This is a genomic window from Clostridium sp. CM036 (assembly GCF_055081135.1).
On sequence record NZ_CM143652.1, the window covers coordinates 871,494 to 892,847 of the forward strand.

The following is a 21,354-nucleotide window of genomic DNA, read 5'->3' on the forward strand; positions in this document are numbered from 1 at the left end:
ATCAACAAACAACAAATGTGCGCTATATTACGAGATAATTCAATTAAAATAAAATTACACTAAGCTTTTTTTAATCTCTAATAAATAGTTTTTTCTTATAACAAGGAAATATATGATTTGGACAATCAACATAATTCCTACAACCTGTAATGCTGGTACAGTTATCTCAAATCCAAAAGCGGATTTTAATGAACACATGGCAAAGAAAAAATGTACAACAGCAATTATATATGGAAGTAAAAATAATGCCCCTATCTCAATATTTAACACCTTCTTTATTTCACTATAAGTTAATCCTATTTTATTCAATTGTTTATACTTCTTTTTATCCTCTATAAGATCCATGTAACACTTGTTATATAAGAAACTTGCGGTTGTTACAAAAAATATAAGTCCTATAAATATTGCGCTAAACAAAATTACCCCATAGTTTATTTTAGTTCTTTCCAATATATATGCTTTCAGAAAATTATTATAATATTTATCACCTTTATCATCGCCAAACTTATTATAACAATTATTACCTATACTTAATGTATCCTTATAATTATTTACATTAAGTGCTCCAAAGTAACACTTAGACCCCTTCATTTTTTCATATACATCATCTTTAACCACATATACCTTTTCATAAATTGCTGGGATTACTCCTTCATCACCGCTACTAACAACCTTTAATTCCTTATTTTCTAAAGTAACATTTTCTCTTTCATCTTTAGCTAAAGCTTCGACTATTCTGGTCTCATTTTCTTTTAAAATAATAGTATTTAAAGATAATTCTACTGCTAATTTGTTATAAATTTCTTCTTTAATTATAGTTACTTCATCTTTGCCACCATCAGGTATAACAAACTTCATTTCGCCATTAACCTTAGTATAATCTATCTCTTCATTTTTCAATGAATCTTCTATAAAATCGACTTTATAATCAATTTTAGTTTTATTATTATAAGTATCAACACAGAAAAATGCTTGTGGAAAATTTTTATTTACCTCGTTTTCTTTATCTCTCCAATAGGCATATACTGATCCTATTGATGAAAGGGCAACGGTTGAAGTTATTGTAATTAAGAAAAGCATTCTTGTATTATCCTTAATTCTATATAATAAATCTGATACCCATAGCACTGTAGTTTTTTTCATATAAAAATTTCTATTTTTTTTAAGTAACTTAAATAAAAATACACTTAACTGAGAAAATAATAAGTATGTTGCTGTGACCACCATTATTGTTACAGGTATTATTCTATAGATTATTGTCTTTTCCGTCGATGTAATTGATAAATAATATCCTATTGTAAGTAATAATATGCATATAATCGAGAGAATAGCCGATGATTTTGGTTCTGATTTGGGTTTTTTAGTTCCTTTAAGTAATCTTAAAACCATATCTTCTTTTATAATAAAGCAGCAAAATATTGGAATTACTATTCCTACCATTACAAATGCAATTAAGGTAATAATCATAGCTTTAACTGGAATATAAAATCCTAGAGCATTAAATCCTAATAACTTTCCACTAGCTGCTAAAAGTATTTTCGAAAATACTATTCCGACTATTATCCCTACTACTCCCGATACTGAACTAATTATTATATTTTCAATGCTTATCATCCTCTGTATTTGTTTTTTTGATGCACCTATGATATAAAGTATTCCAAATTCTTTATATCTACTTTTTAAAAAGACGCTTACTGAGTAAAATACAAAGAAACATAAAAACAAGTATGCAATTACGGCTGTAACATAAAGTGTATTTCTTAGCTGATTAGGCACCATAAAGTCAGGATGAACTATTATCATAGTAAAAGAGAATAGTAAGGTCGCTGATATGCTACTACTTAAAAAGTAAGCGAAATACGCTTTTATATTTCTATACACATTTTTAGTGGCAAACTCTCTAAAATTCATTAGTTTCCCCCTCCCATTAGTGCAAGCACATCAATAATTTCTTGATAAAACTGTTTTCTGCTATCTCCCTGATAATCTTAGTTAATACTAATACTCCAAGTAAAATCCCTACTACTATTCTATATACTGCAAATACTTTCATTGGCTTCTTTTTTAAATAATCAACAAATTTTTTCATAACAATTAAGGACACCATGAAAGCCACAACAAATCCAGCTATTAATGAAATCCATAATGTTTTCGTCATTATAGAATAATCAAATTCAAATAAGTCCTTACCTGTTGCCCCTATCATAGCTGGAATCGCTATGAAAAACGAAAATTCTGCAGCTATCGGTGTTGATAATCCTGCAATCCATCCACCCATAATTGTAGATGCACTTCTTGACATTCCTGGCCACACACAAAGAAGTTGTAATATACCAATTTTTAATGATTGTACAGGGGTTATGCTATCTATACTATCTACCTTATGCTTCTTTCCTACGAAACTCTTTTCGACTATCAGTAATAATAATCCACCAACTATAAATCCTACTATGACAGCTTCTGGTATAAATTTTGATTTTATTTTATCGTAAAATGTTACTCCTACAATAGCCATGGGAATAGATGCTGTAACAACATTAATCCCAAATCTGAATCCTTTCTTTCCCTCTTTTCCTTTAGTAAATATAAACTTAAAAAATTCTATTATACTTTCTTTGATTTTCTTCCAATACAAAACAACAACTGCCATTATTGCCCCAAGTTGAATTACAACTACAAACATCTCTACGAATTTTCCTTCAAACCCAATTGCCCATCCAATTAATATCATGTGCCCTGTAGAAGATACTGGGATAAACTCAGTTAGGCCCTCTACTATTGCTATTATGATTGCCTTTAATAAAAATATTATATCCATGCGTTATCACTCCTTACAAACTAATTATTACTTTATATATAGTTTATAATAAAAATGTATAAGGTACTATCTGCAAAGCTTACAGGAATGTGACATGGTTGTAAGCTTTGCAATTATTAGTTGTTACAGCTCTTCAGGAGATGATTTAACAGCCTAAAAAAAAGTATATAAAATAATACTATTTTATATACTTCCATTCACATATTATAGAAATCCTATTTCCTTCAAGTTTTGATATTATAACTCCATTCATCTTTTCCATTAAACTTTTTACAATAGCTAGCCCAAGTCCTACACCATTCCCCGTTCTCACTTTGTCTGCCATATAGAATCTATCAAATATATGTAATACATCTTTTTCATCAATGCCTGTACATATATTTGAAATTTTAAAAATAACTTTAGCATCACATTCTTCTAATTTTATTTCAATAACTTTCTCAGCATATTTTAATGTATTAGATAGCAAATTATCTATTATTCTCTCTAGACTATCCTTATCCCCCATTATAAAAATTGGCTTATCCGGAATGCATATTTTGGGCTCTATCCCTTTTCTCTCAAAAGATTCATAAAGTGATAAAATTTCGTCTCGTACTATATTAGTTAAATTTATTTTTACCATCTCTAACTCATAATCTTCAGTCTCTATTGAAGCTAACTCAAAAAAATCATTTATAAGAACATTTAATTTGTTAGTTTTATTTTCAATTATCTCTAATGCCTCTTCTTTATCTATGGTATTTTGTTTAAGAAGTTTTAAATATCCTATTATTGATGTTAAGGGGGTCCTTAAATCATGAGACATATTAGCTATGCCTTGTTTTAATGTATTTTCAAACATTACTTTTTCTTGTTCATTTCTTCTGTAAAGTTCTAAATATTCATTAATTTCAAAAGCTAAATTTTCTATATATTTATCAGCTATTTCAGTATTAACTTTTTTATTGGTTTCTCGCACTCTAAAATTTCTGATTTGCTTAGTTATAGCTCCTATTTCTCTTTTATATAAATGTAACTTAATAATTGCTACTGCCAAAATTAATATTAGAAAAATAATCATTAAAATAATAGCTAAATACATTTCATTTCTCCTACTCATATAATAAAATTTTTACTTATCTTTTACTTAATATCTTCACGCCGTACATATAACATACTCCCTCCAATTGTTATAATAAAAGTTAAAAGTGATGAAATTATCCCAAATATAATCTCTTCTTTAGGTGCAAATTTTGATATTGCCACTCGCCCAGCAACATAAGGAAGTATATATGCACATATGTTGCTTGGCAATTGAAAACTCAGAAAGAATATAACTGGTGAAACAAATGTACAAAGAGCACTCTTTGTTATCATAGCAATCATAGCAATTATACATATTGTGACTGCACTATACATTATTCCAATAATAATTACTCTGGTTAAGTATAAAATAGTACTTAAATTTAAGACTTCACAAAACCCATGATTTATTGAAACATAGATAACTAAAATTGTTGTATAAATTATTTCTAAAAATAAACAAGCAATTATAAATACTATTAATTTACTTAATATAACTTTACTTCTCGTATATCCATAACTGAAACTTTTAATTATATTATTATTCTTAAAATCCTTAGCAATAAATTCTCCGCCTAATAATGCAAATATAAAACTAGTATATATAATATACTCGAATGCGTATTCTATTGAATATGCTCCATTCATAAGAAAATTAGAATGTACTTTCTGCAGTCGTTGTATATCCTTATCCCATACAGTAGTTAAAAAAAATGATAGCACTATTGCCATAAATATCATTCCAATAAAATATCTGCTTTTTCTTAATTTATAAAATTCTCCTCTAATTAGATTACTCATTATCCTCCCCTCCAACTAACTTAGTAAAATAATCCTCCAGTGATTCACCCATTTGCATTATTTCTTTAACGCCTATGTTATGTTTAGATAGAGCAATAGTAATCTTTTCTCCGTCAAATTCATCATATATTCTTATGATATTATTTGGAAAAACTTCAAAGTCTTTTATCCCAATCTCATTTTCTAAAATAACTGAAACATCCGAAGTATAATTTACTTTCAAATGAAGATAAGTTCTACATTTGTTTGAAAGTTCACAAGACGTCATTTCTTCAATTAATTTCCCATCATTTATAAAACCATATCTATTGGAAATATGAGTAAGTTCAGATAACATATGACTTGATATTAAAATAGTTGTTCCTCTTTCTTTGTTTAATTTAATTAAAAGCTCTCTTATTTCTTTTATTCCAATTGGATCTAGCCCATTCATAGGTTCATCTAAAACCAAAAATTCTGGCTCACTTAATAATGCCATAGCAATTCCCAGTCTTTGTTTCATTCCTAGCGAGAAATTCTTAGTTTTCTTTTTCGCGACATCCTTAAGTCCTACTAAATTTAAAGTCTCATTAATACATTTGTTTCCTGGAACTCCTCTTTGAATTTTGACAAGTTCAAGATTTTCATACGCCGTCATGTTAAGATAAAGAGCTGGTGATTCTATTAATGTACCAATTCTACTTCTTTCCTTAATAATCTCTTTCTCCTCACTATGTCCAAATAGTTCAACTTGTCCAGCATTAGGTATAACAAGACCTGTAAGCACTCTAATCATAGTTGTTTTTCCGGCACCATTTTTCCCTATAACTCCATATATATCACCTTTTTTTATCTTTATGGACAAATCATCTAAAACTTTGCGACTACCATATGTTTTTGTAATGTTACTAGCTATAATTACATACTCACTCATTTTATTACCTCCTTATGAATCATTCTTTTATCATAACTAATGTTTCATAAGAAAACTTTACTAAAGTCTTTCAAAAGTCTTAATTCTTCTTAATTTATACCCCATTGCCCAAATTGTTTCTATGTAATCTTCACTATCATTTGCAATAAACAGCTTATTTCTTAGTCTACTCACATGTACATTTACAGTATTATCATCGCCCAAAAATTCTTCTCCCCATATACTTTCGAAAATATTAGATTTACTGTATACCTTATTGGGATTTGTTAATAACAGTTCTAGTAATGCAAATTCTTTTGCAGTTAGCGTAAGTATAGTTTGTCCCACTTTTACTTCTTTACTTTCTGTATTTAAACTAATATCTTTATAACTCAAAATATTATCTCTATTTTTGTTTCCCTCATCCTTAAAAAATTCTAGATATCTTCTCAAATTACAATTAACTCTTGCAACAACTTCATCTGGATCAAATGGCTTACAAATAAAATCATCTGCTCCACTTTCTAATAATTCTATCTTAGTTTTTTTAGATGTTTTTGCACTTACTACAATTATTGGTGCTTTTGTTATTTCTCTAATTTTTAATATAGCTTCTTCTCCACTAATCCCTGGGATCATCAAATCTAATAAAATCATATCCCACCGTTCATTTTCTACACACATTAAAGCTTCTGTCCCTGAAAAAGCTGCTCTAACTCTATAACCCTTATTTTCAAGAATACTACAAAGTAATTTATTAATTTCATTTTCATCTTCAACTACTAAAATCTTAGCTCTTTTATCCATATTCCACCCCATTATAATCTATATATAAAGCTATTTTTCATTTTGTAAATCTTATTGTAACCACTGTTCCTTCATGCACAGTGGATTCTATCTCTATTGCATGGCCTAAATTTACACATACCTCTTTGGCTATATATAATCCCATACCAGTTGATTCTCCATATCTACGCCCATTCTCTCCAGTAAAGAATAGGTCAAATACCCTTTTAATATCTTTCCTTGGGATTCCTATTCCCTCATCAATAACACTTAATTTAATTTCTTTTTCTTCTTCCCATGCTTTTATAATCAATTCTTTTCCCATGCCTTTTGAATACTTCACACCATTAATAATAAGTTGATCTAATACAAACTTTATCCACTTTACATCACTGTATACTTCAATATCTTCATCTATTTCTACTCTAGGAATTATTCTGTTTTTTATGAAAATCTTCTTTTCTTCATTTACTGTATCAATAACTAACTTCTTCAAAGAAATTCGCTCTGCTACAAAATCTTTTTGGAAAGAATCTATTCTTGCAAAATGCATTGCCATATTTAAACCTTTATTTAATTTATTAACCTCTTCTTCTATACTTCGCGCCTTTTCTTCTCCTGCGTATTCTTGAAGGAGAAGTTGTATTACAGAAAGAGGTGTCTTCATTTGATGTACCCACTGATTTATAAAAGTTAAATGCTCATTATGATTTTTGTTACACTTTTGTATTTCAGCTTCATATAAATTATGTTGCTTCTTTAATATTTCAGAAATATTTTGACTCAAATCCGAACTATCAAGTTCCAAAAAAGCATCATTCAAACAATTTAATCCATTTCTTAATAATTTGTATAACTGTCTATTTTGATAATACCTAAAAGCTAAGAAGCATACCAGAATAAATGTATTAAATACAAGTATATAAATGATTTCACCAAACTCTATGAACCCCATAATATTACAATACATAACTGTAAGAGCTAAACTTGATAAATATATAAAAACATAACCTCTATTATCCTTTAAAAATAATTTCATATCATTCCACTACCAGGTTTTATTTAATCTATAACCTGCTCCTCTTATAGTCTCTATGCCCATATCTATTCCTAAAACCTGCAACCTCTTTCTTATTCTACTAATATTTACGCTTAGGGTATTTTCCTCTACAAACTCAATGTCATCCCATATTCTTTCTAAAAGGAAATCTCTACTAACTACCTTAGGATACTTTTCCATAAGGCATTCTAGTAGTACGCCTTCCCTTTTAGTGATAATTAAACTTTCACCATTAAATTCTACTTCTGACCTTTCTGGGTAGAACTTAAGACTATCGGCTTCAACTATTCTTTCCTCTACCTTAGGTGCATAATCTCCAAAAGCTCTTCTTATATGGCTTTTTATCTTTGCAATAACAACATCAACATAAAAAGGTTTGGTTATATAGTCATCTGCGCCACTCTCTAAAGCCATAACCTGATCCATTCCACTATCTCTTGCAGATATAAATATTATAGGAATCTTTGATTGCTGCCTTATCTTTCTGCACCAATAAAATCCATCAAATTTAGGTAAATTAACATCTAATAATACTAAGTCTGGGTTACACCCATTAAATCCTATCATTATTTCTTCAAAGTTTTTTACCGCTATTACCTCAAACCCATACTTAGCTATGTATTCTTGTAATAAAGTACTTATTGATAAATCATCTTCTACAATATATATTTTGTATTTCATATTTATTTCTCCTTAATTTAATAAATTCAAAATTATTTTCAACGACATGCTTCTAAACCATATTTCTACAAAGTACCCTGATTACCCTTCTAAATTTGTAGAAAGAAGTAAAAAACATAGTAATCTCACTTTGCAAATTCCTCTTTTAGCCTTAGAATAAGCCACACATTTTTATGGGGAATCCTGACGAAAAAAAGGTTTTGGTTAAGCTTGTAATGTAAATCTCTTACGTATATAATAAATCTATACGGTTTAGGTATACATTCGAAAAAAAATCCAAGTATGGTTAATGCAGTAAAACATATTGATTAGATGTATTCCAAATGTAAAAATAATTGGAGGAGTTTGATGAGTTTTGCTTGCAGCAGCTCAATGTTGTGGTTTTACAGATTTCACAAAGCAACATTTACGAAACCGTATTAATTAAAGGGGGGTATATTTATGTTTTTTAAGACTAGGCAGCAACATGAAAATTTGAGGACAAAGATTAGAGAATTTGCAGAAGAGGAAGTTAAACCTATTGCATTTACCTTGGATCAGGAAAATAAATTCCCTATGGAAGCAATTAATAAGTTAGGTAAAATGGGAATGCTGGGGATCCCATATCCAAAAGAATACGGCGGAGCAGGTCTGGATGTAATGAGCTATGCAATTGCCGTTGAAGAATTATCAAGAGTGGATGGTGGTACAGGCGTAATTCTTTCCGCTCATACATCTTTGGGCACCTACCCAATTTCTGCCTATGGAACAGAGGAGCAGAAACAAAAATACTTAGTGCCACTCGCAAAGGGAGAGAAACTTGGTGCATTCGGTCTTACCGAAGAAAATGCTGGTAGTGATGCTGGCGGTACGGAAACCATTGCCGTACTCGATGGTGATAATTACATTTTGAATGGTGAAAAAATCTTCATAACAAATGCTGGTAAGGCTGATATTTACGTTGTTTTTGCAATTACTACGCCGGATATAGGTATTCGTGGTATAAGTGCATTTATTGTGGAAAAAGATACAGAGGGCTTTACCTTCGGTAAGCATTACGACAAGATGGGTATTAGATCATCTGCAACTGCAGAGCTAATATTCAATGACGTGAAAGTCCCTAAGGAAAATCTACTAGGAAATGAAGGTGACGGGTTCAAGATTGCTATGGCAACTTTGGATGGTGGTCGTATCGGTATTGCAGCTCAGGCTCTAGGAATAGCTCAAGGCGCGTATGAAAATGCTTTAGAGTACTCAAAAGAAAGGGTTCAATTTGGTAAACCTATTTGTCAGCAACAGATTATCTCTTTTAAGTTGGCAGATATGGCGACAAAACTTAGAGCAGCTAGATTACTTATTTACAGTGCAGCAGAGCTTAAAGAAAATCATGAGCGTTACAGTATGGAAGCTGCTATGGCGAAACAATATGCTTCAGATGTTTGCCTTGAGATTGTAAATGACGCTCTTCAAATATTTGGTGGAAACGGCTATTTGAAAGGTATGGAAGTTGAGCGTGCTTACAGAGATGCTAAAATTTGCACAATATATGAAGGAACTAATGAGATTCAACGTGTCGTTATCGCTGCTCACATCATTGGCAAGATGCCGAAAAACAAGAATACAGGTAAAGCTACTGAACGTGGACCTGCAACAGGTTATCGCAGAAAAGTGATTTTCAAGGAAGGAACTGCGAGTGAAAAAGTAAATGCACTTGTGGAAGCCCTTAAGGCTGATAAATATGATTTTACAGTTGGAATTCCAATGGATACTCCTATAACTAAGGCTGAAAGAGTAGTCAGCGTAGGACTAGGTATAGGGGAAAAAGAAAATATGAAGCTTATAGAAGACTTGGCAGTTCAAGCTGGTGCAGCTATAGGATCTTCGCGTCCAGTAGCTGAAACACTTAAATATTTACCACTCAATCGTTATGTTGGTATGTCTGGTCAAAAATTTAAAGGAAATCTCTATATTGCTTGTGGTATTTCAGGTGCAGGTCAGCATTTGAAGGGCATAAAGGATGCTGCTACAATAGTTGCTATAAATATTGATCCCAAAGCGAAAATTTTTAAGAACTCTGATTACGGTATCGTTGGCGATTTAATGGAGATATTACCATTACTTACTGCTGCTTTAGATAATGGAGAAGCAAAGAAAGATGCTCCACCAATGGTGAAGATAAAGTCAGCTACTCCTAAGAAAGTTGTTCCAACCTGGAAACATTATGTATGTAACGGATGCGGTTATGAATACGATCCTGGTATGGGTGATCCCGAAGGCGAAATAGCTGAAGGCACTCTCTTTGAAAACATACCTGAAGGGTGGACTTGTCCTTCTTGTTATGAAGAAAAAAATATGTTTATAGAAGTCTAATTTTTATAATAATTAAATATAATAATGTGTTTTTAGTATAAAGGAGGATTATATATATGTATTGTGTTAGAAATATAACTGAGGATCTTTATTGGGTTGGTGGAAGCGATCGTCGCCTTTCCCTTTTCGAAAACATTCATCCAATTCCACGAGGAGTTTCTTATAACTCATATTTGCTAATGGACGAGAAGACAGTACTCTTTGATACAGTAGACTGGTCAATTTGCCGTCAGTTCATTCTGAACATTCAATCAATTCTGAAAGGCAAGCCTTTAGATTATATGGTAATTAACCATATGGAACCTGATCATGCAGCGTGCATTGAAGAGATTATTCTTCGTTATCCTGATGTAAAGATTGTATGCACCCAAAAAGCTTCCTTGTTCATGCATCAGTTCGGTTTCGCTATTGATGGCAAAATAATGGAAGTTAGTGAAGGAGATACAATGTCCTTTGGAAAACATAACGTTACATTTGTAGCTGCTCCAATGGTACATTGGCCAGAAGCTATGGTGACATTTGATACTTACAATGGTGTATTATTTTCAGCTGATGCCTTCGGTTCTTTCGGCTCATTAGATGGTCAGCTGTTTAATGACGAAATGAACTTTGACCGGGATTGGATTGACGATGCCAGAAGGTATTATACAAACATTGTAGGAAAGTATGGTCCTCATGTTCAGAATCTTTTAAAGAAGGCGGGCACTCTCGACATCAAGATTATCTGCCCGCTACATGGACCAGTATGGCGTAATGATTTGGGGTACTTGTTAGATAAGTACGACAAGTGGAGTCGATACGAGCCTGAGGAAAATGGAGTAATGATCGTTTATGGAACAATGTACGGCAATACGGAGGCCGCTGCAAGTGACCTAGCAACAAGGCTCGTGGAAAAGGGAATGACTAATGTGGTTATGTATGACGTTTCAAAAACTCACGTCTCCTATTTGATTTCTGAGACATTCAAATATAGTCATGTGGTTCTTGCCTCTGTAACCTACAACTTGAAGATTTATCCACCGATGCTGAATTATATGATGGATATGAAATCATTAAATCTTCAAAAACGTACTTTCACTCTTATAGAAAATGGCTCATGGGCCCCTCAATCCGGCAAATTGATGCGTGGACTTTTGGATGAGATGAAAGAAATGACTATTTTAGATAATGAGATGTCATTGAACTCCAGCATGAAAGAAGATGATGCGGATTCAATGGATGCCATTGCAGGCAGCATTATCGAGTCAATGAAGTAATTTTAGAAAAATATAAATTTAGGACCTGCTCATAGATAAAGTTCATGAGCAGGTCCCTTTTGGTATACATCTTACTATTAAATTTATATTTGTTTTTTTATATAATTTATCAGTAAGATTAGGCATGCATAACTAATCTTTATTGCATACCTAAACTTCTCCCTCTACTAGTTGTTTAAAATTTATACTTTCTAATTCCGCATTTAAATTCTTTTGTACTTTTGTCATAGCTCTATGCACAATGCATTCACCACTTCTATTCAAATTACAAAAGCTTGGTTCAATTACGCATCTATTAACACATATTGGACCGTCTATTGCTTCTATAACACCTTTTAATGTTATTTGTTCTGGCAATTTGTTTATAGCATAGCCTCCCTTGACTCCCCTATAAGATTTTAGAATGTTTGCTTGTATAAGCTTTCCTAAAAGTTTTAAAAGAAATCTTAGCGGTATACCTTCTTTTTCTGAAATTACTTTTGCCTCTATCTTTTCACCATAGCCTAATTTGCATAAGTAAATTACTACTCTAAGAGCGTAATCTGCTTCTTGTGTTATTTTCATATTATATTTCTCCCTAAAGTATATACATTTGGTATAGTTTCATCTTAAAACGTTTACCCTATTTTGTCAATAGTTTTTGATGTTTTTCATACTAATTAGGTTTCAGAGTAGCATTGTTATAAATATTATACCATTTATATAAAATATTATGATATTATATAAATAAAAAGTGTTATCTGCACACAGCAGGGTAGGAGATATTATGAAAAATAAGGGCAATGTTTATGTAGTTTTAGGTGTATTATGTGAAGTCTATTTTATAGGAACTATAATATTTGGCGGGAGAGTAACTTTTGCAGAATTTTATCTAGGCCTCGGAGTATTATTAATATCACTAGGATTAATTAAACGGAAAAGTAAACGGGAATATATTTTAATAAAACCAGGAAAGATTAGAACAGCGATAAAAATATGCTTTTTTATGGGACTAGCTTCTTTTGTATTTATTGAAGGGTGCATAATTCAATCAGCTATATCAAAGCATAGAGAAAAAACAGATTATCTAGTTATTTTAGGGGCTGGTATTAGAGGAGAAGTTCCTTCAACGGCACTTTATCAAAGGCTTTATGCCAGTTTAGAATATATTAAATTAAATCCTAATGTTAAGGTAGTGGTTTCAGGTGGAATAGGTCCTGGTGAAACTATTACGGAAGCAGCGGCTATGAAAAGATTTTTAATAAAGCACGGAGTGGCAAAAGAACAGATAATACAGGAGGAAAAGTCAACCGATACTTTAGAAAACTTTAAATTTACAGCAGCGCTTTTAAAAGGATTAGATAAAAAAGAAAATATAGAAGTAACTATTGTTACAAATAATTTCCATATGTTTAGAGCTAAGTTCTTAGCAGAAAGGCAGGGGTTAAAAGTATATGGGTATCCTGCCCCACTTCATCCAATTCTAGTGCCTACTTGTTTTGTTCGGGAATATTTAGCAGTAATAAATTCATTTATTTTTGATAGATAATTATGGGCTAAGAATTTTTAAATCTTTTTTTCTTTAAAGATATTTTTAATGTCATAATTGTAAACTAGATGGGGTGGTGACAAAGTGAAAAAAAAATTTGTTGTAATTTTAATAATGATTTTTTTAATCTTAACTTGTGCTTATATATATTCACCTTTTAAATCCATCATTAATGAATATGTTTTTAGCATCTTTAAACCCAAATTTATAGTATCTGAAAATTTTTCGAAAATTGATAACAATAAAAACGGAGTAGCAGATGCACTAGATATAGTTAATGGTGCTAATAATGAAGTTCTTAATAAAACAAAATATATAAGTAATTATTATAATGGTGGCTATCCACCTGAAAAAGAAGGGGTATGTACCGACGTAATTTGGCGAGGTTTTAAAACTGCTAACATTAATTTAAAAGACCTTATTGATGAGGACATAAAAAGCAATATTAAACTTTATCCTAGAGTAGATGAAAAGCCAGACCCTAATATTGATTTCAGACGAGTGCCCAATCAAGATATATTTTTTAGTAGGCACGCTCAAAGTTTAACCACCGAAGTTAAATCTAGGAATGCTGAAAATTTAAAAGAATGGCAACCTGGTGATATTGTGGTATTTACTAAGGGTTATGAACATATTGGTATTATTTCTAATAAAAGAGATAAAAATGGTATTCCTTATGTCATTCATAATACCAAACCTCATGCTAGTATACTGAAACTTTCTTACTTTACATCTCCTATACACGGTCATTATAGATGGAAATTTGATTAAATAATTCATATTTAAATTAAGTATACTGATTTAAAATTATATTTAGTTTCCCTTTTATGCATGCAATTAACTCAAAAGGTTTTTTGATAATTGCATGTTTACTATATGTAATAAAGTAATCAGAAAAAAAATCAATATCATGTTTTGAGATATTACCATTCAAAAATCCTGAACCATCTTCTTGTTTATTCAACTCAATCTTTGGCCATTTTGCAGATTGATATTTTTCTACACCTTTATTAGTTAACTCCACATATAATTCAAATGTTTCTTTAGTGTCATTAAGGATTGAAAAACGGTTCTTTAAATTAATATTAGACATGTCGATAGTATCGGTTTTTTCATCAAGTTTTACAGACTTTATACGGTCACACCTAAAGACTCGATAATCTTTAGTTAAAAAGCAATAAGATGGACAATACCACATTCCTTCATTTGCATATATACCAATTGGTTGAACACTTCTATTGCTGGCTTTCTCATTTGTCACATAGTTAATTATAATAACATCCTGCTTTATTGATGCATCTAATAATTGTCTTAAAAATGGAATTTCCTCTTGTTGATGTACTGACAAAAAATCAACACGGTCTTTTATTCTATCTATCGTATCTCTAATATCTCCAGAAAGATTTAAATAAAATTTCTTTTTTATTGATTCATACTCACCGTCAAATGGGAGAGAAATATAATGTCTTAATGCATGAATAGCAAAGAATATAGAGATAGCCTCATCATCGGTAAATGTGATGGCAGGAAGAATTCGTTCATTTAAGACTTGATAGCCCCCATGCGGACCTACTTCTGAATACAATGGTACACCCATTTCGCCTAATTCTTGCAAATCTCTCAAAATGGTTCTTTTAGAAACCCCAAATTCTTGTGCTAATTCCCGAACCGTAAATCTCTTCTTTCGATTGACCATCATAATCATTTCATTTAATCTTTTTGCTTTAGACATATACGCCTCCCAAAAATAACTATGACATAGTTTGTCACCATTATAATATATAATAATAAATAGAGCAATGAATAAGGATATTTGCTTTTGTAGAGACTAAATTTGAATTATATTAATCCTTATAAAAATTTACAAAGGAGCTGTTTAATTATGTCATTAAAAGTCAGCCCTTTTATTCAGATAATGGATGGAAGAGCAAAAGAAGCAATTGAATATTATCAAGAGGTTTTAAATGCTAAAGTTCTTTTTATGCAAACTTTAGGTCAAGGTCCCAAAGATGAGGTGTCAAAGTTTGAAAAGAATCAATTAGATCTTGTCGCACACTCAGTATTAAAAATTGGTGAAAATGAAATTATGGTTGCTGATATTTTCCCTGGTGTTCCTTTTCAGAAGGGAAATCAAATCTCAATATGTATCACAAGCGATGACATTTCAATAACTAAACAATTTTATGAGAAATTGAAGGAAGATGGTAAAATCCTTATTGAACTTAATGAAATTTACTTTAGCCCTGCTTATGGAATGGTCACTGATAAGTTTGGAGTTACTTTTCAGATTTTTACTGCTAGAAAATAAACAAAATTAGAACTACAAGAAACACATAGTGGAAAATTTTCTATGTGTTTTCTTATTTATTAGCTTGGGGAACTTGTATCATTATCTATATTCACCAATAAGCCCCACTTATAAAGTGGAGGCTAGTTCATGGTCCAAAAATTAAAGTTCCTAAAGTCCAATATAAAAACGGTAGTGTTATTAATATAATATTGAAAATAATACTATATTTTGCAAGTTTATTACGTATAATCGCCATTGACAAAACACCAAATAACATCCCTATTGGACAGATTAAAGGCGTCAACAATAAAGGCATCCCTTCTAATTTTTGATATGGAGTTATCTCAAAGAACCAATTCAGTATAAACATAAAATTAATTAAAGGTATTGTAAAAGAAATAATAACTAACATATTTCCAACGTTTTTAGTTGAAATTTTACTCTTCATATTCCCCACCTCCTCATACAGTTACAATTTTAATGTACACTATCTAACAAATACATCTTAACCCACACCACTTATATTGGTATACCAAAGCAAATAATAGTCCCATTCAATGAAGATTCAACGCAATTTATAAAGCCACCATGAGCCTCAACAATATACTTAGAAATGGAGAGACCAAGGCCGGATCCTGGAATATTTTGATTTCTGCATTTCTCGGCTCTATAGAATTTATTAAATATATAAGGAATATCAGCCGAAGAAATTCCCATTCCTGTATCTTTTATGTATACATTAAGATACCTACCAGTGTTTTCAAAATATATTGAAATGGATCCATCTTCTCTTGAATACTTTATACTATTTGAAACTAAATTGTACATTACTTGAGAAAGTCTTTTCTTATCACCATTTAACAAAAGGTTAGGTATTTTATCTGGGAAAATAAAATGAATTTCCTTACTGGTTATCTCTACAGATAAATCATCTAATATATCCTTAAAGAAATCGCCACAGTAGAACTCAACTAATGATATGTTCATTTTGTTAAGCTCTGCCTTTGAATGCTCTAGTATATCCTCTAGAAGCTTAGATAACATTTTTACTCTGTTTAATATTATTATACAATAATTTTCAATACCCGCCTTATCTTTAACAATGCCATCCTTAATCCCTGACACATATCCATGGATGGCAGTTAGAGGGGTTTTAATATCATGAGATAAGCAAGCTAAAAGCTCCTTTTCACTTACCTTTATTGATATTTCCTTTTCCTTTGAAAATTTAAGTTCATCTCTCATAGCTTCGAAATCGTGGCAAAAAACACCCATTTCTGTATAATAATCATAATGAATTTCATATGTGAAATCACCCTTTAAAATTCTCCGCGCACTTTCATTAAGAGAATCTAAGGGCAATAAAATATCCTTTTTCAATAAAATATAAGTGAGGATTATCAGTATAATTATTGCAGATAAAGCGATGATAATAGGTAGTACATCTCTAAAGGTAACTAGCTTGGGTGAAGTAGATAAAAAGTCCTCCTTAGGAATTAAAAAAATTGCTGTACCAACTTGATTACTATTTATAATTAGTGGGGTAGTATATTTAATTAGTCCCGGCTGCTGCAGCGAAGCTTTATTATCATACTCCATAAATTCATTTAAATTAGCTACAGCATCTTTTTCATAAATACTTATAGAAGAGTACAAAACCTTTCCATTTAAACCTATAGCAGCATAGGGAAAATCAGTTTTCAAAGGAAATTCAGAATTATTACTCCCTAATGCTTCTTCTACACTTATTTTTATAGAACTTGTTAAAAGTCTACCCTTATTAACTGTAGGATAAAAGCTGTTTTTATTATATATAAGATTTGTTGAATAAATAATTACAAAGGCTACTAATACAATTACAGATAAAGTGAAAACTTTTACTTTCAAAGCTATGCTTTGCTTATTCATCTATCGCTTCCTCCCATTTGTAACCAACTCCCCAAACAGTTTTAATATAATTTATATTGTGCAGAGAAAATTTCTCGCGAATTCGGTTTACATAAACAGCAACTGTATTTAAATCTCCAAAGTCGCTAAGTCCCCAAATATTATCATAAAGCTGCTGCTTAGAGAATACTTGACATGGATAATCAGATAAAAAGTCTACTATTTCAAATTCTCTGGATGTTAAGTGAATCTCTTTTCCCTTAAAGGTTACTTTATAGCTTTTACTATCTACAGCTAACTTACCAAACTCTTTTATTTCAGAAGCATACTTCTTTGAAGGATAAGCATCCTTTAATGGAATTGAAAAAGTTTTATATCTTCTCAGATGTGCTTTTATTCTAGCTATTATCTCCATGGGAGAAAAAGGTTTAGTTATATAGTCGTCAGCGCCAACTCCAAGGGATAATATCTTATCAATATCTCCACTTTTAGCAGAAAGCATTATTATAGGTACTCGCGAGGAGCTCCTAATGATTCTGCAGATTTCTATGCCATCCACCTCAGGAAGCATTATATCTAAAACAATAATATCCGGATTAAAAGAATTAAACGCGACAAGCGCATTTCCTCCATTATCACAATAATCAACTATAAACCCTTCACTATTTAAATAATCTTTTAATATATTTCTGATATCTATATCATCTTCAATGATAAGAATTTTTTCATTTGCCATAATTACCCTCCAAATGCTTTATAATTACATTTTACCATAAAAATATAAAAAAGAGAGTTTACCACCCTCTTTCTTTCAAAAATTCAAATATTAAAACCTCTCTATTTCCATCGTCTGATTTAAAGAATTTATCTAAATCAAGTTCTCCATCTATTCTACCATCCTTTAAATATATTAATCTGGAAGCACGAGCAGCAGCCTTTAAATCATGAGTAACCATAACTACTGTTTGACCATTATTATTTAAGTCCGACAATATGTCTAGAACCTCTTCTCCCGCAGTGGAGTTAAGTGCTCCTGTGGGCTCGTCTCCAAATAGTATTTTAGGGGATGTGATTATAGCTCTTGCCACTGCTGCTCTTTGTTGCATACCACCAGAAATTTCTGAGGGGTATTTTTCCTTAGCATCTTTTATACTCAGGGTTTCAAGAAGCTTTAAGGTTTTCTCATTGACTTCTTTTTTGTTTTTATTTACTCCATAACCACAATAAGCTATGTTTTCAAAAACCGTTATATCAGGTAATAAATTTATACTTTGAAATACAAAGGAAATGTCTTTTTTTCTAATTAATGAAAGTTCATCCTCTTTCATTGATGTAATATCCTTTCCTAAGATATTAACGCTGCCACTAGTGGGTGAGTCCATACCACTTAAGGTATATAATAATGTAGATTTACCAGAGCCTGAGCTTCCCATAATTACAGTAAAGTCCCCTTCATAGATGTCTAAACTTAAATTTTTTATCACATTAAGCGCAGTTTTACCTGTGACAAAGGATTTGCAAAGGTTATTAGCTTTTATAACTGATTTTTTCATCAAATCACTCCTCCATTAATTCAGTAATCTTAGTATTTTTTATAGAGTTACAGCATATAAGTGTTGTTACTAATATTAAAATAACCATAGTGATTATTAGTAGTAACATTGTTATTGGAGATATTATTAACACATCTAATTTACTAACTGCTGCAGCAATCATAGGTCTTGCTAGCGTTAAATTAAATATGATAGCTATAATTGTGCTAAATAATGTTAGGATTAATACCCTATATAGATATCTGTTTCTTATTTCTTTAGATGTAAATCCTAGTGCCTTCATTATTCCAAAGTTTCTTCTATTATCCCTAATATTGATTATGATAATATTTAATATCGTTATTGCACCAAATGCTATAAATACCACAATTAATAAATTGGTAATAGGGAGTACTGTTCCAGGGATAGATACTATGACATCTTTAATTGCAGGTGGAATGTCACTGGCATCTAAATTAGGATATATATTGTTAATCTCTTTCTTAAATTGTTTTATATCTGTACCAGCTGTTAGAGTTATAAAAATTTCACTGCCTATAAATTTTGGAATCTCCTTTTCTATTGCAGCATTTAATATTCTTATACCATATCCATTTTGCATCATTGAATTATAAGCGCCTGTTATTAAATAGGAGTCTTTTTTATTATTTATAGATAGTTCTATATAGTCTCCTACGGATAACCCTGCATCTTTTAATATTTTTGAAGAAACAGCTACTTCTTTAGAATTTTTGGGATTATGCCCATCTATGATAGTAAAGCCTAAATCACTGGTGTAAGAATTCATCACAAATATATCGTAAAGTGTACTCTTTATAGGGTATTTTTTAGTATCAAGTTCTACTACATCCGTTAGCATCATAGATCCATAAACATAATTTTTAATTCTATTGTCCTTCTTTACATCATTCAAAACCTTATTTAAAACTTCTGATTGTCTAACCATTTGCGGAGCACTAATGGTTACATTACTTTTAGGTAGTCCAAACCAAATAGGAGCATTTTCCTTCATCTTTGACATAGATCCATTTGCATTACCAAATATCAATACCAGTGTTAGGGATAATGTTAATGTTAATGTGATAAAGGCAGTAGTCTTTTTATATTTAAACATATCGTTTATTGCAAAGGCTAAGGAAGATATATTATCTTTGATCAATGACTTTGTTAGCTTTCGCCTTGAAGATGTAATCCCTGTTCTAAGAGCCTCCACAGGTGTAATCTTATTAGTTCTTCTAATTACAAAATACAGATTAATAATCACCACTAATGTAAATAAAATTACTGTAGCTAAAATAACATATGCATTAATACTTACACCTTTAAAATCACCAATATACTTTAAAACTTTCGAGGCTGTATAATTTAATATAGGGATACTACACAGAGCTCCAAGGATACTTCCAATAAATGCAATTATTGAGTAACCTATAATATAAAATTTGAGAATATCTCTTTTAGAAAAACCAAGAGCTTTGTATATTCCAATAGATTTATATTCTTTTAAAATATTATTCCATAAAATAAATCGCATAAGAAGCACTGAAACAATAAACACTAGAATTGAAGCTAAGGTTGCAATGCCACCTATCATAGAAGAAGCCATCGTTGAACTTAAGCTTAATAAATCTTTATCAAATACAAAGCCACCAACTTTTATAGCCCCCGTCAAATCCTTTTCTACATTAGCTACATTAGTCCCACTTTTAACATCTATAAAAATTAATGATGCTTTCCTTAATGAAGAGAATTCCTGCTCACTATTCTTATTGGTATATAGATTAATTATACCAATAGTAGAAGATGGCTCAAGAGAGTCATTAATTAAGGAAGAAACCTTTAAAGTAACGTCCTTTGTCTTTGTTTTTATGGTTAAGTTATCTCCAAGGTGAATATTATTATTTTCTGCTAGAATCTTAGTAATCCACACTTCACCTTTTTTAGGACAACTGTCATTATTTGATGAGTTACCCTTAGTTAGTCCAAATGGAATATTTTTGCTATCTTCTATGGGAACAACATCGTACATTGAAATCTTTAAATTTACACCATTGTGATAAAGGTCGTTACCAGAAGTGAACGCCTCAGTAGCTTTAACATCATTAACCTCTGTATTATTTTTACCCCACTTAAGTACATCATTTGTAGAACTTTCATTAGCGTTATAACAAATTATATCGTAAAATTTATCATTAGAATAAAATTTATTAATATACCCTTGAATAGAAGTTAACATGGACAAACTACTTGTAAATATTAAAGAGGATAAAAATAATAACGCTCCTATTAAAAAACATTGAAGTTTTTTCTTTTTTAGTTTTTTAAGCCACATCTAAACACATCCTTTCTTTAATTATATAATACATAAGAAAAGTTAAAGAAATATAT

20 protein-coding genes are annotated in these 21,354 nt (G+C 30.8%); 5 read left to right on the plus strand and 15 right to left on the minus strand.

Annotated elements, in window-relative coordinates; all coding sequences use genetic code 11:
- Positions 1 to 54 precede the first annotated feature (54 nt).
- The 8 genes from ACWJKE_RS04190 to ACWJKE_RS04225 form a co-directional block, all read right to left on the minus strand.
- Positions 55 to 1,911 carry an FtsX-like permease family protein gene (locus tag ACWJKE_RS04190; protein ID WP_220287140.1) on the minus strand — a complete coding sequence of 619 codons (1,857 nt, stop codon included), beginning with the start codon at positions 1,909 to 1,911 and terminating at the stop codon, positions 55 to 57.
- Positions 1,912 to 1,927: 16 nt separating this feature from the next.
- Complete coding sequence (locus ACWJKE_RS04195; RefSeq protein WP_462959165.1) at positions 1,928 to 2,818, minus strand: undecaprenyl-diphosphate phosphatase; 891 nt, start codon at positions 2,816 to 2,818, stop codon at positions 1,928 to 1,930.
- A gap of 178 nt (positions 2,819 to 2,996) precedes the next feature.
- Positions 2,997 to 3,902 (minus strand): sensor histidine kinase, encoded by a 906-nt coding sequence (locus ACWJKE_RS04200; RefSeq protein ID WP_220287134.1) that lies wholly within the window; start codon positions 3,900 to 3,902, stop codon positions 2,997 to 2,999.
- A gap of 41 nt (positions 3,903 to 3,943) precedes the next feature.
- Entirely contained in the window at positions 3,944 to 4,684 is a 741-nt protein-coding gene (locus ACWJKE_RS04205; protein WP_462959166.1) for an ABC transporter permease, read from the minus strand.
- Positions 4,677 to 5,597: an ATP-binding cassette domain-containing protein gene (locus ACWJKE_RS04210; RefSeq protein ID WP_216304184.1), complete on the minus strand. Its 921-nt coding sequence runs from the start codon at positions 5,595 to 5,597 to the stop codon at positions 4,677 to 4,679. Before ACWJKE_RS04210 ends, ACWJKE_RS04205 begins: the two co-directional genes overlap by 8 nt.
- Before the next feature lie 60 nt (positions 5,598 to 5,657).
- Positions 5,658 to 6,383, minus strand: a complete 726-nt coding sequence (locus tag ACWJKE_RS04215; protein WP_216304183.1) for a response regulator transcription factor — start codon at positions 6,381 to 6,383, stop codon at positions 5,658 to 5,660.
- A 37-nt stretch (positions 6,384 to 6,420) separates the two neighbouring features.
- Positions 6,421 to 7,401, minus strand: coding sequence for a sensor histidine kinase (locus ACWJKE_RS04220; RefSeq protein WP_216304182.1), 981 nt, complete (start codon positions 7,399 to 7,401; stop codon positions 6,421 to 6,423).
- A gap of 9 nt (positions 7,402 to 7,410) precedes the next feature.
- Entirely contained in the window at positions 7,411 to 8,103 is a 693-nt protein-coding gene (locus tag ACWJKE_RS04225; protein ID WP_220287127.1) for a response regulator transcription factor, read from the minus strand.
- 441 nt (positions 8,104 to 8,544) lie between these two features.
- Here ACWJKE_RS04225 and ACWJKE_RS04230 point away from each other — a divergent pair, with 441 nt between their 5' ends.
- Together ACWJKE_RS04230 and ACWJKE_RS04235 are read left to right on the plus strand one after the other, a co-directional pair.
- Positions 8,545 to 10,452, plus strand: a complete 1,908-nt coding sequence (locus tag ACWJKE_RS04230) for an acyl-CoA dehydrogenase family protein (RefSeq protein ID WP_216304181.1) — start codon at positions 8,545 to 8,547, stop codon at positions 10,450 to 10,452.
- Between the two features lie 56 nt (positions 10,453 to 10,508).
- Positions 10,509 to 11,708 carry an FprA family A-type flavoprotein gene (locus ACWJKE_RS04235; protein WP_216304180.1) on the plus strand — a complete coding sequence of 400 codons (1,200 nt, stop codon included), beginning with the start codon at positions 10,509 to 10,511 and terminating at the stop codon, positions 11,706 to 11,708.
- A gap of 150 nt (positions 11,709 to 11,858) precedes the next feature.
- Here ACWJKE_RS04235 and ACWJKE_RS04240 read toward each other — a convergent pair whose 3' ends face one another.
- The gene (locus tag ACWJKE_RS04240; RefSeq protein WP_165414758.1) at positions 11,859 to 12,272 is read right to left on the minus strand and encodes an RrF2 family transcriptional regulator; all 414 of its coding nucleotides are present in this window, start codon (positions 12,270 to 12,272) and stop codon (positions 11,859 to 11,861) included.
- 202 nt (positions 12,273 to 12,474) lie between these two features.
- Here ACWJKE_RS04240 and ACWJKE_RS04245 point away from each other — a divergent pair, with 202 nt between their 5' ends.
- A complete protein-coding gene (locus ACWJKE_RS04245) occupies positions 12,475 to 13,236 on the plus strand; it encodes a YdcF family protein (RefSeq protein WP_462959167.1) in 762 nt (253 codons plus the stop codon).
- An 84-nt stretch (positions 13,237 to 13,320) separates the two neighbouring features.
- Positions 13,321 to 14,007, plus strand: a complete 687-nt coding sequence (locus ACWJKE_RS04250) for a DUF1287 domain-containing protein (protein WP_258280687.1) — start codon at positions 13,321 to 13,323, stop codon at positions 14,005 to 14,007.
- A 16-nt stretch (positions 14,008 to 14,023) separates the two neighbouring features.
- On the opposite strand, the gene ACWJKE_RS04255 is transcribed toward ACWJKE_RS04250, so the two are convergent.
- On the minus strand, positions 14,024 to 14,968 hold the full coding sequence (locus tag ACWJKE_RS04255; RefSeq protein WP_462959168.1) for a helix-turn-helix transcriptional regulator: 945 nt from the start codon (positions 14,966 to 14,968) through the stop codon (positions 14,024 to 14,026).
- A 150-nt stretch (positions 14,969 to 15,118) separates the two neighbouring features.
- On the opposite strand from ACWJKE_RS04255, the gene ACWJKE_RS04260 reads away from it, so the two are divergent.
- Entirely contained in the window at positions 15,119 to 15,544 is a 426-nt protein-coding gene (locus ACWJKE_RS04260) for a VOC family protein (RefSeq protein WP_462959169.1), read from the plus strand.
- Between the two features lie 127 nt (positions 15,545 to 15,671).
- Here the strand turns inward: ACWJKE_RS04260 and ACWJKE_RS04265 are convergent, their stop codons facing one another.
- The 5 genes from ACWJKE_RS04265 to ACWJKE_RS04285 form a co-directional block, all read right to left on the minus strand.
- The gene (locus ACWJKE_RS04265; protein WP_462952990.1) at positions 15,672 to 15,974 is read right to left on the minus strand and encodes a hypothetical protein; all 303 of its coding nucleotides are present in this window, start codon (positions 15,972 to 15,974) and stop codon (positions 15,672 to 15,674) included.
- A gap of 71 nt (positions 15,975 to 16,045) precedes the next feature.
- A complete protein-coding gene (locus ACWJKE_RS04270; protein WP_462959170.1) occupies positions 16,046 to 17,434 on the minus strand; it encodes a HAMP domain-containing sensor histidine kinase in 1,389 nt (462 codons plus the stop codon).
- Positions 17,427 to 18,149, minus strand: coding sequence for a response regulator transcription factor (locus tag ACWJKE_RS04275; RefSeq protein WP_462959171.1), 723 nt, complete (start codon positions 18,147 to 18,149; stop codon positions 17,427 to 17,429). Before ACWJKE_RS04275 ends, ACWJKE_RS04270 begins: the two co-directional genes overlap by 8 nt.
- 58 nt (positions 18,150 to 18,207) lie before the next feature.
- Positions 18,208 to 18,966 (minus strand): ABC transporter ATP-binding protein, encoded by a 759-nt coding sequence (locus ACWJKE_RS04280; protein WP_462956020.1) that lies wholly within the window; start codon positions 18,964 to 18,966, stop codon positions 18,208 to 18,210.
- A gap of 4 nt (positions 18,967 to 18,970) precedes the next feature.
- Positions 18,971 to 21,298, minus strand: coding sequence for an ABC transporter permease (locus tag ACWJKE_RS04285; RefSeq protein ID WP_462959172.1), 2,328 nt, complete (start codon positions 21,296 to 21,298; stop codon positions 18,971 to 18,973).
- Positions 21,299 to 21,354: the final 56 nt, after the last annotated feature.